This window comes from Psychrobacter sp. SHUES1 (assembly GCF_001652315.1).
Lineage (GTDB): Bacteria > Pseudomonadota > Gammaproteobacteria > Pseudomonadales > Moraxellaceae > Psychrobacter > Psychrobacter faecalis.
The window spans coordinates 1-19096 of sequence record NZ_LXWA01000033.1; the positions used below are offsets into that span (position 1 = coordinate 1).

The window sequence follows — 19096 nt, forward strand, 5'->3', positions numbered from 1 at the left end:
GCTGATTACTTTATTGCTGATAAGGGCTATGACTCAGAGGCTATCAGAGATAAAGCTCGAAGCCATAATATGATACCTGTCATCCCTAAAAGGAAGAATGCCAAACAGCCTAATCCAGAGTTTGATAGCTATTTGTACAAGCTGCGTCATCTTGTTGAAAATATGTTTGCAAGGCTTAAGCACTTTCGTAGTATCGCTACTCGCTATGAGAAGTTAGCTCGTAATTTTAAGTCAATGCTCTATCTGGCGTGTACTATCGTTCATTGTAAGATGAATTGAAGACGCGCCCTAGGGTCGGTTGCTAAGTTTGTATTCATTTGCTTGGCAGATGCCCTATTCTGAGCAACTGACGTGCTGTTAACTCCTAATGGTACCTGAGAATTTTTTGAGAGTAAGTAATTGAAGGCAAATACGGCAAGCAAGAAGACAGCGCAAAAGATAGCCATGACACTGAGAAACTTGGCATAATTAAGCGACCTACTCTTTTTAGGTTTCTTTGTAGATTTAGCCGTGTCAGCGTAAAATGGAGAGGTTGATTGGTGAGCTGTGACTGTTTCGTTAGAATGAATGATATCTAAGGATTGATGGTTCTCGCTCTGCTTATGTAGCTTATGTACCATAGTCGCATCCGCTGCAGAATTTTCTAACGCTTTTTGCTTATCTTGCTGCTGCATGTAGCGCTCATAGGGCCGACGCATACGCTTTCGACCCTCGATATTCAAGATAACATCATTACTGTTAAGGCTACTGCTAGGCAGCTTATTAGCGATATCAGGATTTCCGTCATTACTTGAGGGGTTCATAAGTCAGTACCGTATCCATATATATGATGAGCGGTATATATCCGCGTCTTTATATGATGATACGTAACCTATGACACGATGCAATGATTTTTGGAATGAGCGTAAGAATTAACAGATAAACGGTATCAAAACACAAGCTCGTTGCTCAAAATCATTATTATCACAGCTTAATCGTTGGTCTCACGATACAAGGTACTTTGTGACTCTTCTCTAAAGTCCTCGTATGTAATGGCTGGCTCAGATGCCGATTCATTTTCTGAATCATCGATAGCGGCGGCTGGTTTACGATTAACGTCTTTGTTGTCGGTATTTACCACCTGAGGCTGAGTATTTACAGGCTGTTGCTTGCTGGCATCATTCGAAGTATTTGTTGCATTTGCGGTATTATTATCGCTGTTATTACTACTGTTTGTCGTGCCAGCGTTATCAGACGCTGCCACCTTAGATTTAGGTTCAGGTTCAGGCGCTGTGGTTGACGTTGATAAGACCCCCGTAAAGATAAGGGCTAGTACCACCGCAGCAATGAATAATGAGCCCACTATCATGCCAATAATGAGCGGTTTTTTGCTACTTGCCAGCTTTTTATTTTTTGAGAGGGTAAATGCGGTTGGACTTTGTACTACCAAACCGTCGTTATCTATGTTCTCATTAGTACTTTTAGAATCATGATCTTGAATGTTTTCATCGTTTTTAGAATGGTTTTTAGAAATGTGCTTGGCATCATCTAAAGAGTCTGTACTGGAAAAGGAGGCTTTTTCTTTTACCATAGCATCATGAGGTAGGTCAGCTTCATTGCTTGCTGTACCACTTACCTCTAGACGCTCATCTTCATCAAAGAAATTCAAATGAACGCCGGTACTTTTACTGCTCGTTCGCTGTAGGCTGCTCTCTGGTTGCCAATCCTCTTGCTGGCTGGCGAACAATTCTAGCTCTGCTGCGCTCAAAGGCTCGTATGAGGACAGTTTATCAGCGTTTTTTAGCGGTGCGAGCCTGCCGTTGCCGCTAATACTACTGGCTTGTTCGCCATCTTCATTGTCATTGCTGTCCACATTTTCGACACGCGTGATAAAGCGCTCATAGATATCGTTTTTACGCGAGCGTCTACGCGGCTTAGCATTAGCGATTTTAGCCAAATTTGCCTCTAGATCAGTGCTTTTCTTGCTTTTTTTGTCGCTCATGAAGAGATACCAGAACAGTGAATGCCACAAAAATTAGATGATTGCTAAAATTAAGGTATAAATGTTTTTTTACGTTTTATCTATATAACTAATTTACATCAATTGTTTGCTAAATTGTAACACTATCGTTGCCACACAATATAGTGTGTCACTCCCTATCCTTCAAGTATAATTTTAGCTGGGTCGCTGCTATTTACATAAAATAGCTAACATATCTGATTAAATGAGCGTCATAAACAGGTGAGTATCATCATATGGATCTAAAACAGCTCAATGCCTTTATCGCTATCGCTGATCTTAAAAGCTTTAGCGCCGCTACTAGCAAGACGGGGTTGTCACAGCCGACGCTTAGCCGGTTGCTCAAGCAACTTGAAACCGATATGGGCGTAGAATTAATCGACCGCTATCATAGACCGCTCCACCTGACCGAAGCGGGCGCGTTTTTTTACGATAAAATCAGCACCATTCTGACAGAGATTGATACCGTCACCAGTATGACCCAGCGCTTATCGGCGCCAAGTGCGGCTTTAAATATTGGCTTTGTACCATCGGTGCTGTACGGGCTATTACCTGAGGTTATCGCCAAGCTAAAGCAGTCTCATCCTGATATTGAGGTCAATCTCAAGGACATCAGTTCCTATCAGCAAATTCACGCCTTAAAAAGCGGTGATATTGATATTGGCTTTGGGCGTTTTGCGCATCAAGATCCGTGGATTCAGCAAATACTATTGCGGCATGAGCGTTATCTGGTAGCACTGCCTAAAGCACATCCGCTCGCCGATAGCGATGAGCAGCGTCTGATTGACTTGGCAAATAACCGCTTGATTTTATACCATCAAACCCATCTGCCTATTTCGACGACCGCGATACCTATTAAGTCTTCTAACGATCAGCCTTCTTTTGAGCCAGTCACTGAACCTTTGCTGCATTTATTTGCCCAATATGGTATCTCGCCATTTATGACCACCACCGTCAGTGATTTACAAGTGGCGCTCGGTTTGGTTGCCGCGGGCGAAGGCATTACTTTAGTCCCTGCCAGCCTAAAAACGGTGCGTACTGAGCAAATCGTCTATCGTCGCCTATTGCATGAAAATGCTACCTCTCCTATCTACCTGCATACCCTTAAAGACTTTATCCATCCAAAAATCCCCGACTTACTTAGCGCGATTTATCAAGTCTATGAGCGCCGCGGTATCACTTATCGCAAGCAAAGTTTTACCTCGCAAGGGTAAAGAGTATTAAAGTACGTCGAAGCGCTTTAAATCGTGCGAAATGGCAGCTATCGGCAGCATATTGTGGTATAAAGAACCGGCAAAAAAATTGGCGCTAACCCTTGATATTCATAAACTATTATGCTAACCATCAAGAATAGGTATGCAAACTATTAGTAATAATAATTAAAATAATCCTTATCTTGCTCAGCAGCAGTATGCTAAAGTCGATACAAGACGAATCGTTTTATATTTATATTTTAACTGCTATATAAATTGTATAAACCGTTTCTCTCATGATCACTGGCAAACTGACACAGGTAAGTGATGTTTTGCCGTTTTAACCATTTCGAGGTATTCATGACCACACAACCACTCAACACTCCAAGCGCCACCGACGATGGCGCAACTGGGCACGCTGTTCCCCAGCAAGAAGGATTTAGCTGGCGGATTTTTGGCCCCGGTATATTAATGGCGACTGCTGCTATCGGTGGCTCGCATCTGATTTCATCGACGCAGGCGGGCGCGCTATATGGCTGGCAGCTGGCGATTATGATTATTTTAGCCAACGTCTTTAAGTATCCGTTTTTTCGCTTCGGCACCGATTATGTTTATGATACGGGCGAGAGTTTAATCGCAGGCTATGCCAAACGCTCAAGGGCCTATCTTTGGATTTACTTTATTCTCTCCATCCTATCAGCGGTGATTAGTACGGGTGCGGTGTCCCTAATTGCAGCGGTTATCTTAGGCTTTATGCTGCCCGCCTCACTGCAGCTCTCAACCATGAGCTTGTCGATGATTATCGTAGCAGTATCATGGTTCTTCTTGATTGCTGGTCACTATAAGCTGCTCGATGGCGTGACCAAGTGGATTATGATTGCCCTGACCACAGCAACGGTCGCCGCGGTGGTCATTGCCGCTGGCAAGCCAACTGTTATGGTGACAGATTTTGTCGCCGCATCTCCTTGGAATCTTGCGACCTTGGGCTTTATTGTCGCGTTGATGGGCTGGATGCCAGCGCCACTTGAGTTTGCAGCGATTACCTCGATGTGGACGTCAGCCAAAAGAAAAACCGACAATACCACTCACCGCCAAGGTTTGTTAGACTTTAACGTTGGCTATGCAGTGTCGGCTATTTTAGCGCTGTTTTTCTTAGCGTTAGGCGTGTTCGTACAGTATGGCTCGGGTCAAGAGATTGAACTGGTCGGCGGCGCTTATATCAATCAGCTGATTAACATGTATACCGCCACCATTGGTGAATGGTCACGCCTACTGGTCGCCTTCGTCGCCTTTATGTGCATGTTTGGCACCACAATTACCTGCGCTGATGGTTATGGGCGTGCCAATGCTGAATGCTGGCGTTTGATTAAAGGTCAAAGTGAGATTAATAAAAAACAAATCGCTTTTTGGACCACTTATGCGATTGGTGGCGGATTGGTGATTATCACTTTCTTTACCGGACAATTAGGGGCGATGCTCAAGTTTGCCATGATATCGGCGTTTGTCTCGGCGCCTATTTTTGGTTGGCTTAATTACTCATTGGTTAAAAACCATAAAAAACTATCAATGGGTATGAATGCCTTATCGATTGCAGGGTTGATATTCTTGACAGGTTTTGCACTTTTGTTCCTTGCCAACCTTGCAGGATTTGTTGGTTAAGCAATATTTACCATTAAGATTCTATGATAGAAGTAAAAAAAGCCCTTTTAGCCCTGCTATGAGGGCTTTTTATTGTTAAGTAATTATTTTTTTAAGAGTTGACTGACAAAAAATCCAGCTATTTGTAACTAAATGTAAATTAATTAATATGGTAAAGATGACGACTTTAGTAATATGAATAACTATTATGATAAAGGTTTAAAAAATGGATATTACTATTCTATAATTGAATATATTTAATATAAGTAATAACTATTTAAAGTAAGTTTAATATAAGCTTGCGAAACACCGCTTTGCAGTCATGGATAATTGGGTATAATCAAGCACAACAATTTTATCCTTCATCACACGATAAGATTACCCTCCACGTAAGGACGACGATATGACCTCTTCAGCTGGCGCTCGCTTTCGCAGTGCAATAAAACAAAAAAACGATAACAACCAACCATTACAAATTGTCGGCGCGATCAACGCTTATACGGCGATGATGGCGACCCAAGTCGGTCATCAAGCGCTATATCTCTCAGGTGCGGGCGTGGCCAATGCCTCATTTGGTCTGCCTGATTTGGGCATGACCAGCCTTGATAACGTCTTAGAAGACGCACGCCGTATTACCGATGCAGTGGATACGCCGCTATTGGTTGATATCGATACTGGTTTTGGCGGCGCTTTTAATATCGCTCAAACCATCAAAAAAATGGAAAAAGCCGGCGTTGCAGCCGTTCATATCGAAGACCAAGTGGCGCAAAAACGCTGTGGCCATCGTCCAAACAAAGAAATCGTGAGTATCTCTGAGATGGTTGATCGCCTAAAAGCGGCGCTTGATGCCAAAACTGACTCTGACTTTGTAGTAATGGCGCGTACTGACGCCCTATCTGTTGAAGGGCTTGATGCAGCGGTTGAGCGTGCCGTTGCTTTTCAAGAAGCGGGTGCTGACATGATTTTTGCCGAAGCACTGACCGATATCGAGATGTACCGTAAGTTTACTGACGTACTTGATATTCCAGTCCTTGCCAATATGACTGAGTTTGGTCAAACCGACCTTTATACCACTGAGCAGTTATATGGCGTTGGGGTTGATATGGTACTGTATCCCTTATCAGCGTTTCGTGCGATGAATAAAGCGGCATTAAACGTTTATCAGCATCTGCTTGATGATGGCACGCAAGAAAAAGTCGTCGATACCATGCAAACCCGTATGGAGCTTTATGACTTCTTAAACTATCATGAGTTTGAGCAAACGCTAGATAAGTTGTTTGCCAATAGTAAATAAGCATTAAGTCAACCATAAGCAAAATCATCTACCTTTGGTTTTGCTTATTCACTTTTAGTCATCTTTATTTTTTAACTCAAAAAGAGCTACCAACAAAAGGAATTTAACATGGCAGCACAGAACCAATCAACAAAAGTATTGTCAGGCGCAGGTCTACGTGGTCAGGTCGCGGGCAAGACGGCACTATCGACGGTCGGTAAATCAGGCTCAGGTCTAACCTATCGTGGTTATGATGTGTCAGAGTTGGCCGATAAATGCGTCTTTGAAGAAGTGGCTTATTTGCTACTTTATGGCAACTTGCCAACCCAAAGTGAGCTTGATGCTTATCAGACTAAATTGAAAGGTTTACGCGGCTTACCTCAAGCATTAAAAGATGTGCTTGAGCGTATTCCTGCGGACGCCCATCCGATGGATGTATTGCGTACCGGCTGCTCAATGCTTGGTAACCTTGAGATGGAAACTGACTTCTCACAACAGAACGATAAAACCGACCGCATGCTGGCGGTATTCCCATCAATCATCAATTACTGGTACCGCTTTACCCACGACAATGTGCGTATCGAAACCGAAACCGATGATGATACGATTGGCGGTCACTTCTTACATCTGCTTAAAGGTGAAAAACCAAACGAGCTTCATACCAAGGTGATGAACGTCTCACTTATTCTTTATGCTGAGCATGAGTTTAACGCCTCAACCTTTACCGCGCGTGTTTGTGCCTCTACCCTATCTGATATCCACTCTTGTATCACTGGCGCGATTGGCTCGTTACGTGGTCACTTACATGGCGGCGCCAATGAAGCTGCGATGGATATGATTGAAGGCTTTACATCAGCCGACGAAGCTGAAGAAGAGATGATGGCAATGCTGGCGCGTAAAGACAAAATCATGGGCTTTGGTCATGCCATCTATAGCGAATCAGACCCACGTAACGTCGTTATTAAAGGCTGGGCGGAAAAGCTCGCTGCTGACGTTGGTGATGAGGTGCTATACCCAGTATCAGTACGCTGTGAAGAAGTGATGTGGCGCGAGAAAAAACTCTTCTGTAACGCCGATTTCTTCCATGCCTCTGCCTATCACTTTATGGGTATTCCAACCAAACTATTTACGCCAATATTTGTCTGCTCGCGCCTAACCGGCTGGACGGCCCACGTTTTTGAACAGCGTGCCAATAACCGTATCATTCGCCCAAGTGCGGAATATACTGGTGAAGAGCTGCGCCCAGTACCAGAGATGAGTGCGCGTTAACTCGTCTTGAAATAATAATTTTTCTTAAAACAATATGTTTGTAGGGTGTGCTTCATCTTCATTTTTAGTAAAACAGCTGAAGACACGCCCTACAACTCCCTACCTTCAATGTTTAAAAAATTAACGCTTAAAAGTTTTTTTAGCAAAGTCTGATTTTATTTTGACGCTTTTACTAAAAAAACTTACCCCTTTTTAGCCTCATTGCAACCAGCCAACAGCCAAAGGTGACTTATGGACAATGCCCTCGTACAACCGATGAATGAACAATTTAAAAAGCCATTAGCCGATACCGATTTGTATTACTTTGACGCCCGTGAAGCGATTGAAAATATCGAAGCTGGCGCCTATGACAAACTACCGTTCTGCTCAAAAGTATTGTGTGAAAACTTGGTACGCCGCTGCCCACCAGAAGACTTAACCGCAGCGCTTAAGCAGCATATTGAAGGCAAGCAAGACCTCGATTTTCCGTGGTACCCTGCCCGTGTCGTTTGCCATGATATTTTAGGTCAGACTGCGTTTGTCGACTTGGCAGGTCTACGTGATGCCATCGCTGAGCAAGGCGGTGACCCATCAAAAGTAAACCCTATCGTACCGACTCAGCTTATTGTCGACCATTCACTAGCCGTTGAGCATGCAGGCTTTGAAGAAAACGCTTTTGAGAAAAACCGCGCCATCGAAGAGCGCCGTAACGATGACCGTTTTCACTTTATCAACTGGTGTCAGTATGCCTTTGATAACGTCAACGTCGTACCGCCTGGTAACGGCATCATGCATCAAATCAACCTAGAAAAAATGTCGCCAGTGGTGCAAGTGGTACAAAACAAAGCCGGTGAACAAGTGGCGTTTGCCGATACCTTGGTCGGTACCGATAGCCACACGCCGATGGTTGATGCTTTAGGTGTGATTTCAATCGGTGTTGGCGGGCTTGAAGCCGAAAGCGTCATGCTAGGTAATCCATCTTATATGCGCCTGCCAGATTATGTTGGTGTTAAGTTAACGGGCAAATTGCAAAAAGGCATTACTGGTACGGACTTAGTATTGGCAATGACCGAGTTCTTGCGTGATGCAGGCGTAGTCTCTACTTATATCGAATTCTTCGGTGAAGGGGCACGCCAATTAAGCGTTGGTGATCGTGCGTCTATCTCAAACATGACCCCAGAATATGGCGCAACCGCCGCGATGTTCTATATCGATGAGCAAACCATCGATTATTTGCGTCTAACGGGCCGTAGTGAAGAACAAATCAAACTGGTTGAGCAGTATGCTAAGCAAACCGGTCTGTGGGCTGACGGTATGGAAAATGCCATTTATCCACGCGTTCTTGAGTTTGATTTATCAAAAGTCGTTCGTAACATGGCAGGTCCTTCGCGTCCGCATGCGCGCGTTTCAACCACAGACTTGGTTGCGAAAGGCATTGCTCACGGTGAAGGTGACAAATTACCTGAACCAAAAGATGGCTTAATGCCAGATGGCGCCGTGATTATCGCCGCGATTACCAGCTGTACCAATACGTCTAACCCGCGCAATATGGTTGCTGCTGGTCTGGTTGCGCGTAATGCTAATAAAAAAGGCTTATTGCGTAAGCCTTGGGTGAAATCATCTTTAGCACCCGGCTCAAAAACGGTCAAAATGTACCTAGAAGAAGCTGGCCTGATGCCAGAGCTACAAGAGATTGGCTTTGACGTGGTTGGCTTTGCTTGTACTACCTGTAACGGTATGAGTGGCGCGCTAGATCCTGATATCCAACAAGAAATCATCGACCGTGACCTATTTACCACCGCGGTACTATCTGGCAACCGTAACTTTGATGGTCGTATCCACCCGTATGCTAAGCAAGCGTTTTTAGCGTCACCGCCATTAGTGATTGCCTACGCTATCGCCGGTAACATTCGCTTTGATATCGAAAAAGACTCATTAGGTAAAGACACGGATGGCAATGACGTGTATTTAAAAGACATCTGGTTTGATGACAATGAAGTTGATGCTATCGTCGCGGCAGCCGTGAAGCCTGAGCAATTTAATGCCGTGTATATCCCAATGTTTGATGAAGCCAAAAAAGACACCGGCAAAGCGCTAAGCCCACTTTATGACTGGCGCGAGATGACCACTTATATCCGTCGTCCGCCGTATTGGGAAGGCAAAATGGCGGCAATGAATAAGCTAAAAGGTATGCGTCCACTGGCGGTACTTGGTGACAATATCACTACTGACCATTTATCACCGTCTAACGCGATTTTGGGCGATTCGGCCGCTGGCGAGTACCTTGATACCATGGGTCTGCCTGCGGAAGACTATAACTCTTATGCCACCCATCGCGGCGACCATTTAACTGCCCAGCGTGCGACCTTTGCCAACCCTAAATTGCTCAATGAGATGGTACGTGACGAGAAAGGTGAAGTCATCCAAGGCTCATTAGCCCGAGTCGAGCCAGAAGGTCAGGTCATGCGCATGTGGGAAGCGATTGAAACCTATATGAACCGCGAGCAACCGCTGATCATCATCGCCGGTGACGGCTATGGTCAAGGCTCAAGCCGTGACTGGGCTGCCAAAGGTGTACGTCTGGCTGGCGTTGAAGTCGTGGTTGCAGAAGATTTTGAGCGTATCCATCGTCAAAACTTGGTCGGAATGGGCGCGCTCCCTTTGCAGTTTAAAGAAGGGGTCAATCGCAATACCCTAAATATCGATGGTACTGAAATATTCGATATCGAAGGTGAAGTGTCCGCTCGTGGTGAGATGACGCTCGTGATTCACCGTAAAGACGGTAGCGTCGATAAAGCACCCGTTATCTGCCGTTTAGATACCGCTGATGAGGTGAAAATGTATAATGCTGGCGGTATGCTTCAAAGATTTGCCAAAGAGTTTATCGATGGTACGTTAGATATTGCGTAATCCGCATGAATTTTGAGTAATCAAAGAGCCGATGTTGTATAAATTATACGGCATCGGTTTTTTAATCTTTAGATATGAAAAATAATGAGCCTAGTGCTTTATAACGAGCATTAAAGTATTAATTTAACGTCCCGATAAAAGTTCTCATGTGGGCCAAACATTAACAAGGTAAGGACAAGTTGACCATCATCGATTTGATAAGCCAATAATGTTAACTGCTTTAGCATTTTAAACTTATAAATTCGTACTGATGATAAGTCACCTACCTTTTGCACACCTATATCAGGATGGTCAATGATGGCACGTACAGCATCATCTAAATCAGCTTTCTGATTATTGTGCAATTTTTTAACGGCTTTTTTAAAACTATGCGATTGAATAATACTTAAAGACTGAGTCATTGTTTATCCAAAGTAAACTATCCAAATTCGTAGGGTTCAACCATACCAGCATCAACTTCTGCTTGCGCAATCAAAAGCTGACGAACAAATTCGTAAGACAGATCAGGGTTGTCTTCCATAATTTGTCCAATGGTAGCCCAATGCTCTATTTGCTTTGGCGGGGTACGATGTTGTGCTTTAGATATCGCATAGGCTTTATCAACCAGCGCCTTGTTAAGACGTATGCTTGCAGTGGACATAACTTTCTCCATATTCAAAATATTAATCCTTGTGGTATTTTACCACAAAAATAGTGTATTAACGACTCTCATCCTCATAAACAGATATAAGGAATAAGAAATGACCCAATCAACTTTAGAAAACACACCAAAATTTGCCCCACAAGTCTCAGTTCCTGCTACCTATATGCGCGGCGGTACTTCAAAAGGTACTTTCTTTAAACTATCTGATTTACCAGAGCGCTGCCAAGTGGCTGGCAAGGCGCGTGATAACTTTTTATTACGAGTTATTGGCAGCCCCGACCCTTATGGTAAGCAAATTGACGGCTTGGGTAATGGTAGCTCTAGCACTTCAAAGACGGTGATTTTGTCTAGAGCATCACGCGCAGATCACGATGTGAATTACCTGTTTGGACAAGTCAATATCGCCAAACCTATGATTGATTGGGCGGGAAATTGCGGTAATTTAACCGCAGCAGTTGGTGCTTGTGCGCTTAATATGGGCTTAGTTGATGCTGATAAAGTTACTAATAGTATTGATGACAGTAGTGAGAGTGGCATTTGCGAAGTACGCATTTGGCAAGAAAATATCAGTAAAACCATTATCGCTCATGTGCCTGTTTACTTAGATGCGCAAGGCAAGGTACAAGTGCAAGAAACCGGCGATTTTGAATTAGACGGTGTGACCTTTCCTGCTGCCGAAGTAAAGATTGAATTTATCGACCCGGTAGATTCATCAAGCGATATGTTCCCCACGGGCAACCTAATCGATGATTTTGATGTGTCTGGCTGTGGTCTAAATACCGCTAGCGTCAAGGCCACCTTTATCAGTGCCGGTATCCCAACCATCTTTATGAAAAGCGCTGATTTGGGCTTTACCGGTACTGAGCTGCAAGGCGACATCAATAGTAGTAGCGAAACCTTAGCTAAGTTAGAGGCAATCCGTGCCAAAGGTGGCGTTGCGATGGGGTTATTTAAAGACGTCAGTGAAGCACAAAGTAGTCAACATATTCCAAAGATTGCTTGGGTTGCCCCTGCACAAAGTTATAGCGCCTCAAGTGGCAAAGCCGTTGATGCCGCAGATATCGACTTAGTCGTACGCGCGATGAGTATGGGACAATTACATCATGCGATGATGGGTACGGCAGCGGTGGCGATTGCCGCAGCAGCAACGACGCAAGGTACATTGGTCAATGAAGCAGCTGGTGGTAGAGAATTAGGTGAAGTGCGCTTTGGGCATCCATCAGGAACGCTACTCGTCGGCGGTAAAACCGAACGCGTGAACGGACGCTGGCAAGCCAAAAAAGTCTCCATGAGCCGCTCTGCTCGCCGTATTATGGTTGGTGAAGTTTTTGTACCAGCGGATGCTTTTTAATAACGACAATTTTTAGGAAACGAACTTAAAAGAAAATTAAAGGTAACAAGGTTTAAGATACTGCTTAAAGTCTTTATACTGGTGGTCGCTTATTATTATGAATAATAAGCAGTTAATACATGCCAATATCAAATTAAATAGCGCCTTAACCCTATGAGTACTCCGCCACGCCGTGTTCCTTTAGACATCAAGCCGCCCACCAAAAAAAAGGAACGGGGGGCTTTGCTGTGGTCGATTTTAAAAAGGCTCGGAGAGTTTGCAAGACCCTATCGCGGGCTTTTTATTTTAACCTTAATATTGACAGTGCTTGGGTCGTTTACCGCGCAGGTGAATGCCTTTGTCTTGCAATATACCATCGATACTTTGACCAATATTGTTGGTTTACCTGACCCATGGGTAGAAGGTATAAAATTACTGACGCTCATTAGCGTGATTTTATTGGTGAAAGAAGTCCTTAACGTCATCATTACCTTTGGTCAGCGCTATTTTGGTGAGCGTATCCGTATTAACCTATCGCGTGATTTGTCACAAAAGGTAGTTGACCGTATTTTGTCTTACAAAATGGCGTTTTATACCAGCGACGAGAACGCCAGCGGTAAGCTGCAAACCCGCATTGATTTGGGGGTCAGCAGTCTCACGCAATTGGTACAAAACTTCTTTATTGACATGCTGCCGCTGTTTGCCAGTGCTATCGTGTCATTAATCATTATGTTTAACGCCAATTTTTGGGTCGGTATGGTCGGTTTGATTATTGTGCCGATTTACTTTTTTGTCAGTCAGCGCCAAGCCAACCGTCTGCAAGGGTTTCGTAAACAAATGCGCCAATATCGCGAGACCAAAAGCGGCTTGGTGATTTCGATTATTGACTCTATCACGGTGATTAAATCCTTTGTGCGCGAGCCGATTGAGTCCGGTAAGCATTGGGACATCCAAAAGGATATGACCGCCAATCAGCTACGTATTCGCAGTATTGCGTTTATGTATAACGCTGGCAAAACCTTTATCGAGCAAATCGGCGTGGTGGCAATTATTGTCCTAACCTCATATTTTGTGCTCAACGGACAGATGACCATTGGCGCCATTATGTTCCATATCCTACTGTTTCAAAACGTCGCGGCTCCCATTCGCGAATTGCACCGCATTTACGACCAAATTAATAATGCCCTCACCTATGCCGAAGGCTTTTTTGATATCTTGGACGACGACCAAGCAATTGAGAACGAAGGTAAAGTCAAATGTACCGATTTAAAAGGTCATATCGAGCTAAAAGATGTCAATTTCTCCTACCCCAATGGCAAGCAGGCGCTGCATGATGTGAGTTTTAATATTCATCCCAATCGTATCACCGCTTTGGTCGGATTAAGTGGCGCAGGTAAAAGCACGATTATTAATTTATTGGTCAAATTCTATGATCCAAGCAGCGGCACTATTTGCCTCGATGGGCGTAATTTAGAGGACTACAGCACCCATGACTTGCGTGAGCAAATCGGCTTAGTGCTACAAAAGAACCATATTTTCTCAGGGACGATCGCCGACAACATTCGTTACGGGGCGATGGATGCCACCGATGAGGAGATTATCGACGCCGCCAAACAAGCCTCTATTCATGAGCAAGTCGTTGGTATGCCTGAAGGCTATGACAGTGAAGCCAAACTACTCTCCGGCGGTCAGCAGCAGCGTATCGCGCTGGCAAGGATGTTTTTAAAAAACCCACCGATCGTATTTTTGGATGAACCAACGGCCAGCCTTGACGCTATTGCCACCCAGCAAATTAAGCACAGCTTGGATTTAATCAAAAAAGACCGTACGGTGATCATTGTCTCGCACAATATCTCACAAATTATTGACGCCGATGACTTGGTGGTGATTGAAAATGGCCGTGTGATGGAGACTGGCACGCATGAGGAGCTTTATGCCAATCACGGTAAATACTATGAGATATTCAATGCCATGTCCGATAGTTTGAATTTAGATAAAATCAGTCAAACCTTAAATAGTTAATGCGGGGCGAAATCGTTATAATGCTCAGTCTTTAAGACATTAAAAAACCCTTTAAATCGTTAAAAGCTAGCCGACTATGACCTGTGAATTTTCTATAAAAACCTTTGATGAGCTGACTACCGTTGATGTTTACCATATTTTAAAAGCGCGCTCACAAGTATTTGTGGTCGAGCAAAATTGCCCGTATCAAGATATGGACGAGGTCGATTTTGATTGTCTGCATCTGGTCGCTCATCAAAATGAAGCCTTGATTGGCTATTGCCGCATTATCCCGCCGCAATTTAATCAAAAAAGATCCTCGGTTAATCCATCAGATCCGATACCGGCGATTGGCAGGGTTTTAGTGTTAGCAGAGCATCGCGGCTATGGCGTTGCCCGTCAAATGATGCTTGAAGCCATCAAATACTGCCGCAAAAAGTATGGTAAAAAAACCATCATCATCTCCGCCCAGACTTATTTGCTAAACTTTTACGAATCACTTGGATTTATTGTTGAAGGTGAACGCTATCTTGAGGACGGTATCGAGCATGTCATCATGGTTTTACCTGTCATTAAAAAAGTGAAAGTGAAAAAACAAAGCTCAGGGATGGTGAGTAGTATTCTCAGTTTTTTGCTACTAATACTGGCGCTTTTATTTATTATCGGTTTGGTTTATCTCATGGTTTAAACCATTAAACCATTAAACCATTAAACCATTAAACCATTAAACCATTAAACAGTCTTACACGACTTCACTGTTGTTCGATATTGAGTATGTTATTTTTGATGCATCACTGATTGATAAATCATGTCGCTTATCAATCGCTCAAATATTGGACTCAAGGAAGAGGTAACGACTATGTCTACGACTCAAAACGCTACGGTAGAAAGCAATATCCGTCCAGAGTATGACGATGAAATTCAAAAAATCGCCGACTATGTGCTCAATTACTCTATCGATAACGACTCGCCCAATAGTGCCGATGCTTGGAATACTGCTCGCCACTGTCTGATGGACACCCTAGGCTGCGGACTGCTGGCACTGCGTTTTCCTGAATGTACCAAACACCTCGGACCCGATTGCGCCGATCAAATCACTCCTAACGGGGCGCGCGTCCCTGGTACGCCTCATAGACTCGACCCCATTAAAGCCGCTTTTGATATTGGCTGTATGGTGCGCTGGCTTGATTATAATGATACGTGGCTTGCGGCCGAATGGGGCCATCCTTCGGACAACTTAGGCGGAATTTTAGCAGTAGCGGACTATATCAGTCAGCAAAACGTCAGCCAAAATAAAGCACCACTCACCATGCGCGACGTTTTAGAAGCGATGATTATGGCGCATGAGATTCAAGGCGTGCTTGCTTTAGACAATTCATTTAACCGCGTGGGTCTAGACCATGTGTTCCTCGTCAAACTCGCCTCAACAGCAGTGGTTGCTAAACTCTATAAATTACCACGCGAACGCATCATGGCGGCCATCTCGCAAGCGATTGTCGATGGTCAAGCGCTGCGCACCTATCGTCATGCACCAAATGCTGGTAGCCGTAAGTCATGGGCGGCAGGTGATGCCACCAGTCGTGCGGTACGCTTGGTCGATATCACCCGCCGCGGCGAAATGGGCATTCCGGGCGCATTAACCGCGCCGCAATGGGGCTTTTATGATGTGTTGTTCAGCCATACCAATAAAGACTTGGCACTCAAACCTGCAGGCGAGCGCCGTTTTACCTTTCAGCGCGAGTTTGGTAGCTATGTGATGGAAAATATTTTATTTAAGATAAGCTTTCCTGCCGAATTTCATGCCCAGACCGCCTGTGAAGCAGCGGTTATTTTGCATCCTATGGTTGATGATAGAATCGATGATATTGAAAAAATTGTCCTGACCACGCATGATTCAGCGATTCGAATTATCTCCAAAGAAGGCGCACTTGCCAATCCTGCCGATCGCGATCATTGTTTGCAATATATGGTTGCCGTGCCTTTATTGACGGGCGACTTGATGGCAGAGAACTATGAAGATGATTATCACGAGCAGCATCATATTTTGATTGATGGGCTGCGCCGTAAGATGGTGGTCGTCGAAGATTCCAATTATTCAAAAGATTATCATGATCCAAATAAACGCTCGATTGCCAATGCCATTCAGATATTCTTTAAAGATGGCAGCAGTACCGATAAAGTCGCTGTCGAATACCCGATTGGTCATAAGCGCCGCCGCGCAGAAGGTATCCCCGTATTAGAAGCGAAGTTCCGAGCAAGCTTGGCAACGCGCTTTATTGACAGTCGCTGTGCAGATATCTTTGCCTTGTGTGATGATCAAAAGCGCTTAGAGCAAACCCCAGTCAATGAGTTTATGGATTTATTTGTCGCTAATTAATGTTAAAGCGTATAAATAGTTCAGCGCGTTTTTGTTTTTATAAATTGGGTTTTTACCAATTTTTTACCAGGCTTTTACCAAGCTATCGACTCACCTGCCCAATCGACAAAACTACCAGATTGGTCGGCAGTCATCCTATCAAGTACTTCTAGTAAACGCTCGGCGCTATAAGCTGGCGAGAACAGTTTTTCGTCAGCCACATTGCCCTGAAAAGGTGATGATAACTGGGTATCGACGGTGCCTGGCTGCATGACGACCACGCAGACATCCTTTAGCGACCGACTCCATTCAATGCTCAAATTCTTCATACCCATATTTAGTGCCGCTTTACTCATACGGTAGCTGTACCAACCGCCAAGCTGATTGTCGCTAATACTACCAACCCGAGCCGATATGGTCGCAAATATAGCTGGCTTATCCGCATTGCGCTCAGCTTTAGCCAGTAGTGGTTTGATATGCTTAGCAATCAGCAGGCTGGCTAAGGCGTTAATCTGCATATTCTGTAAAAAGAAGTCCGTCTCCAATTGTCGTAGCGCTTTTTCTGGTTGATTATGCGGCGTATGCAATAGCCCCACACAATTAATCACCCAATCGATATGAGTGGTTTGCTGCTTAATATCAGCAATGGCTTGCTCGATACTTTTCTCATTGCTGATATCCATCGGTAACCAATACAAATTATCGGCCGCAAAGTCAGGCTGACTTGTATGATAAGTGGCAAATATTTTCCCACTGCTTTTATTATTAGCACTTCTCTCTATTAGCTGTTCAACCATCGCTTTACCGATACCACCGGTGCCGCCAACGATGAAGTAGTTTTTTTGATTCATAAGGCATTCCTTATTGCTATTTTTATGATGTGCGACTACTAACTTACATTCATTTTGGCGTATTTACTTTACATTTACTATGCTAAAACGCTAAGAATAATAGAAGTTATCGCTATTCTATATAGGCTACAATAATCACTGACGGGTAAATACTCGACATCTATCAATTGAGATGTCTAACTGCCGTTAACCTTTAATCTTAACCTTTTAAATTTAACCAACGCCTTTATACGGATGTCATCGCCCTATGCTATCGCCCCAAGACCAATTGACCGAGCTGGTACGAACGCTTGAGATGCAGCAGCATGTCTTTGCCACTGACCCGCTACTTATCACAGAAAAGCTGCAAAGTGAGGATGGGAAGCCCATTCAAAAGTTACATCGCCGCGCTTCGCGTATCGATAGTAACGGTGCACTGGCACGTGTGCTTGGTAAAATTGATGGTCGCATCAAAGGCATTATGCTGGTTATGAGTGTGGTGTGGTGCATTTCGGGGTTTTTGGGGCTGTTTACCCTGCTGCAGACCAATGTGGTGAATTTCTTTTATGTGCTGGTTTGTCTGCTTGGATTCCATACCTTTATGCTGTTAGGCTGGCTAGTCATGACTTTGATTAATCAAGGTAAACAGTCGTCAAATTGGTTTGCCAGTTTTGTGAGTCCAAGTTATCTGATACGCGGTAAGGACGATGTCACCAAAGCGGCGGTTGATTTGTACGAGCGTCAATTACAACACAGCGGTATGCGTTGGTATCTGGGGCGCTTTAGCCATCAATTGTGGCTCGCTACCTTGACTGGTATGCTGCTTGCGATCATATTTTTGTTGATTGTGCGCCAGTATAGCTTTAGTTGGGAGTCGACATTACTCTCTGATCAGGCGCTGATCACTTTGACTCAAATACTCGGCTGGTTACCAAGCAAAGTTGGATTTACCGTGCCGGACAGTGCTGCTATCGTGCAGAGTCGTTTGGTAACGGATGCCATGCCATTATCGATGGCGCGGCAATGGGCAGGCTTATTGGTCGGTAGCTTGCTGATGTACGGCATTGTACCAAGGGCGATTGCTTGGACATTTTGCGCCTTGATGTTCCGCCGTAAAAAAATGCGTTTGGATATCAAGCAGCCGTATTATCAAAAGATTCTAAACTTTTGGCAGCGTCATGTGGTCGATGAAGATGATTTTAAGGCAGCGCCCGCTCCTGTCGCGCCAAAAGCGACAGTGAGTACTGGCAAGAAACTGGTTGCTCTACTTGAATACCCATCACAGCAGGATCATTGGTGGCAATCAGGACTTCGTGCCGACATGCATAGCCATAGTAATAGTAACATTAACAATGTCGAGAATTTCGGTATTGTTGACGACCGTGATGATATGGAGCGCTTAACGACTTACTTAGACAGTCATCCGGTTCAAGTATTATTAGGTATTCATAGCAAGGCTTTACCTGACCGAGGTACACTGCGTAAACTTGATCGTATTGCCGAACATGCCACAGACGGCCTTATTGTACAGCTGCTCAGTGATGCCAGCAGTGTTAACACCCACGAGCAAGAGCAAAGCCCAGAAAACCCAAGCTCAGAAAATCAGGACGTTCGTTATCAGCAATGGCAAACCGCCCTTGCCGCTCGAAAAATTGGCTTGGTTTAGCTTGCTTAG

General features: G+C 44.4%; 16 protein-coding genes. 11 read left to right on the plus strand and 5 right to left on the minus strand.

Annotated elements, in window-relative coordinates:
* On the plus strand, window positions 1–279 hold a 279-nt coding region (locus A7325_RS03565; protein WP_156508466.1), incomplete at its 5' end, for a transposase.
* On the opposite strand, the gene A7325_RS03570 is transcribed toward A7325_RS03565, so the two are convergent.
* Together A7325_RS03570 and A7325_RS03575 are read right to left on the minus strand one after the other, a co-directional pair.
* On the minus strand, window positions 261–803 hold the full coding sequence (locus tag A7325_RS03570) for a hypothetical protein (protein WP_068404716.1): 543 nt from the start codon (window positions 801–803) through the stop codon (window positions 261–263). The genes A7325_RS03565 and A7325_RS03570 overlap by 19 nt on opposite strands.
* Window positions 804–970: 167 nt before the next feature.
* Window positions 971–1981: a hypothetical protein gene (locus tag A7325_RS03575; protein WP_068404718.1), complete on the minus strand. Its 1011-nt coding sequence runs from the start codon at window positions 1979–1981 to the stop codon at window positions 971–973.
* Window positions 1982–2235: 254 nt separating this feature from the next.
* Between A7325_RS03575 and A7325_RS03580 the strand changes: the two genes are divergently transcribed.
* The 5 genes from A7325_RS03580 (at window position 2236) to acnD (ending at window position 10261) form a co-directional block, all read left to right on the plus strand.
* Complete coding sequence (locus A7325_RS03580) at window positions 2236–3213, plus strand: LysR substrate-binding domain-containing protein (protein WP_068404719.1); 978 nt, start codon at window positions 2236–2238, stop codon at window positions 3211–3213.
* Window positions 3214–3552: 339 nt separating this feature from the next.
* Complete coding sequence (locus A7325_RS03585; protein ID WP_068404721.1) at window positions 3553–4851, plus strand: NRAMP family divalent metal transporter; 1299 nt, start codon at window positions 3553–3555, stop codon at window positions 4849–4851.
* A 382-nt stretch (window positions 4852–5233) separates the two neighbouring features.
* Window positions 5234–6124, plus strand: a complete 891-nt coding sequence (prpB, locus tag A7325_RS03590; protein ID WP_068404723.1) for a methylisocitrate lyase — start codon at window positions 5234–5236, stop codon at window positions 6122–6124.
* Window positions 6125–6232: 108 nt separating this feature from the next.
* Window positions 6233–7372: a 2-methylcitrate synthase gene (gene prpC, locus A7325_RS03595; RefSeq protein ID WP_068404725.1), complete on the plus strand. Its 1140-nt coding sequence runs from the start codon at window positions 6233–6235 to the stop codon at window positions 7370–7372.
* 231 nt (window positions 7373–7603) lie between these two features.
* Entirely contained in the window at window positions 7604–10261 is a 2658-nt protein-coding gene (gene acnD, locus A7325_RS03600) for a Fe/S-dependent 2-methylisocitrate dehydratase AcnD (protein ID WP_227514929.1), read from the plus strand.
* A gap of 110 nt (window positions 10262–10371) precedes the next feature.
* Here acnD and A7325_RS03605 read toward each other — a convergent pair whose 3' ends face one another.
* Both A7325_RS03605 and A7325_RS03610 read right to left on the minus strand, forming a co-directional pair.
* On the minus strand, window positions 10372–10662 hold the full coding sequence (locus tag A7325_RS03605; protein WP_068404727.1) for a type II toxin-antitoxin system RelE/ParE family toxin: 291 nt from the start codon (window positions 10660–10662) through the stop codon (window positions 10372–10374).
* A 17-nt stretch (window positions 10663–10679) separates the two neighbouring features.
* Window positions 10680–10901 carry a TA system antitoxin ParD family protein gene (locus tag A7325_RS03610; RefSeq protein ID WP_068404729.1) on the minus strand — a complete coding sequence of 74 codons (222 nt, stop codon included), beginning with the start codon at window positions 10899–10901 and terminating at the stop codon, window positions 10680–10682.
* Window positions 10902–11001: 100 nt separating this feature from the next.
* On the opposite strand from A7325_RS03610, the gene prpF reads away from it, so the two are divergent.
* The 4 genes from prpF to A7325_RS03630 all read left to right on the plus strand — a co-directional run bounded on the left by prpF (window position 11002) and on the right by A7325_RS03630 (window position 16612).
* Complete coding sequence (prpF, locus tag A7325_RS03615) at window positions 11002–12255, plus strand: 2-methylaconitate cis-trans isomerase PrpF (protein ID WP_068404731.1); 1254 nt, start codon at window positions 11002–11004, stop codon at window positions 12253–12255.
* Between the two features lie 153 nt (window positions 12256–12408).
* Entirely contained in the window at window positions 12409–14256 is a 1848-nt protein-coding gene (locus tag A7325_RS03620) for an ABC transporter ATP-binding protein (RefSeq protein WP_068404733.1), read from the plus strand.
* A gap of 76 nt (window positions 14257–14332) precedes the next feature.
* Window positions 14333–14923, plus strand: a complete 591-nt coding sequence (locus tag A7325_RS03625; RefSeq protein ID WP_068404734.1) for a GNAT family N-acetyltransferase — start codon at window positions 14333–14335, stop codon at window positions 14921–14923.
* 171 nt (window positions 14924–15094) lie between these two features.
* Entirely contained in the window at window positions 15095–16612 is a 1518-nt protein-coding gene (locus A7325_RS03630; protein WP_068404736.1) for a bifunctional 2-methylcitrate dehydratase/aconitate hydratase, read from the plus strand.
* Between the two features lie 74 nt (window positions 16613–16686).
* On the opposite strand, the gene A7325_RS03635 is transcribed toward A7325_RS03630, so the two are convergent.
* Window positions 16687–17442 carry an SDR family oxidoreductase gene (locus A7325_RS03635; protein WP_068404738.1) on the minus strand — a complete coding sequence of 252 codons (756 nt, stop codon included), beginning with the start codon at window positions 17440–17442 and terminating at the stop codon, window positions 16687–16689.
* A 247-nt stretch (window positions 17443–17689) separates the two neighbouring features.
* Between A7325_RS03635 and A7325_RS03640 the strand changes: the two genes are divergently transcribed.
* Window positions 17690–19087, plus strand: a complete 1398-nt coding sequence (locus tag A7325_RS03640) for a DUF2868 domain-containing protein (protein ID WP_068404740.1) — start codon at window positions 17690–17692, stop codon at window positions 19085–19087.
* Window positions 19088–19096: the final 9 nt, after the last annotated feature.

Excerpts from the sequence above, each read along its gene's own strand:
- A7325_RS03570 (WP_068404716.1), bottom strand. The coding sequence starts at position 803 with ATGAACCCCTCAAGTAATGACGGAAATCCTGATATCGCTAATAAGCTG.
- A7325_RS03575 (WP_068404718.1), bottom strand. The coding sequence starts at position 1,981 with ATGAGCGACAAAAAAAGCAAGAAAAGCACTGATCTAGAGGCAAATTTG.
- A7325_RS03580 (WP_068404719.1), top strand. The coding sequence starts at position 2,236 with ATGGATCTAAAACAGCTCAATGCCTTTATCGCTATCGCTGATCTTAAA.
- A7325_RS03585 (WP_068404721.1), top strand. The coding sequence starts at position 3,553 with ATGACCACACAACCACTCAACACTCCAAGCGCCACCGACGATGGCGCA.
- prpB (WP_068404723.1), top strand. The coding sequence starts at position 5,234 with ATGACCTCTTCAGCTGGCGCTCGCTTTCGCAGTGCAATAAAACAAAAA.
- prpC (WP_068404725.1), top strand. The coding sequence starts at position 6,233 with ATGGCAGCACAGAACCAATCAACAAAAGTATTGTCAGGCGCAGGTCTA.
- acnD (WP_227514929.1), top strand. The coding sequence starts at position 7,604 with ATGGACAATGCCCTCGTACAACCGATGAATGAACAATTTAAAAAGCCA.
- A7325_RS03605 (WP_068404727.1), bottom strand. The coding sequence starts at position 10,662 with ATGACTCAGTCTTTAAGTATTATTCAATCGCATAGTTTTAAAAAAGCC.
- A7325_RS03610 (WP_068404729.1), bottom strand. The coding sequence starts at position 10,901 with ATGTCCACTGCAAGCATACGTCTTAACAAGGCGCTGGTTGATAAAGCC.
- prpF (WP_068404731.1), top strand. The coding sequence starts at position 11,002 with ATGACCCAATCAACTTTAGAAAACACACCAAAATTTGCCCCACAAGTC.
- A7325_RS03620 (WP_068404733.1), top strand. The coding sequence starts at position 12,409 with ATGAGTACTCCGCCACGCCGTGTTCCTTTAGACATCAAGCCGCCCACC.
- A7325_RS03625 (WP_068404734.1), top strand. The coding sequence starts at position 14,333 with ATGACCTGTGAATTTTCTATAAAAACCTTTGATGAGCTGACTACCGTT.
- A7325_RS03630 (WP_068404736.1), top strand. The coding sequence starts at position 15,095 with ATGTCTACGACTCAAAACGCTACGGTAGAAAGCAATATCCGTCCAGAG.
- A7325_RS03635 (WP_068404738.1), bottom strand. The coding sequence starts at position 17,442 with ATGAATCAAAAAAACTACTTCATCGTTGGCGGCACCGGTGGTATCGGT.
- A7325_RS03640 (WP_068404740.1), top strand. The coding sequence starts at position 17,690 with ATGCTATCGCCCCAAGACCAATTGACCGAGCTGGTACGAACGCTTGAG.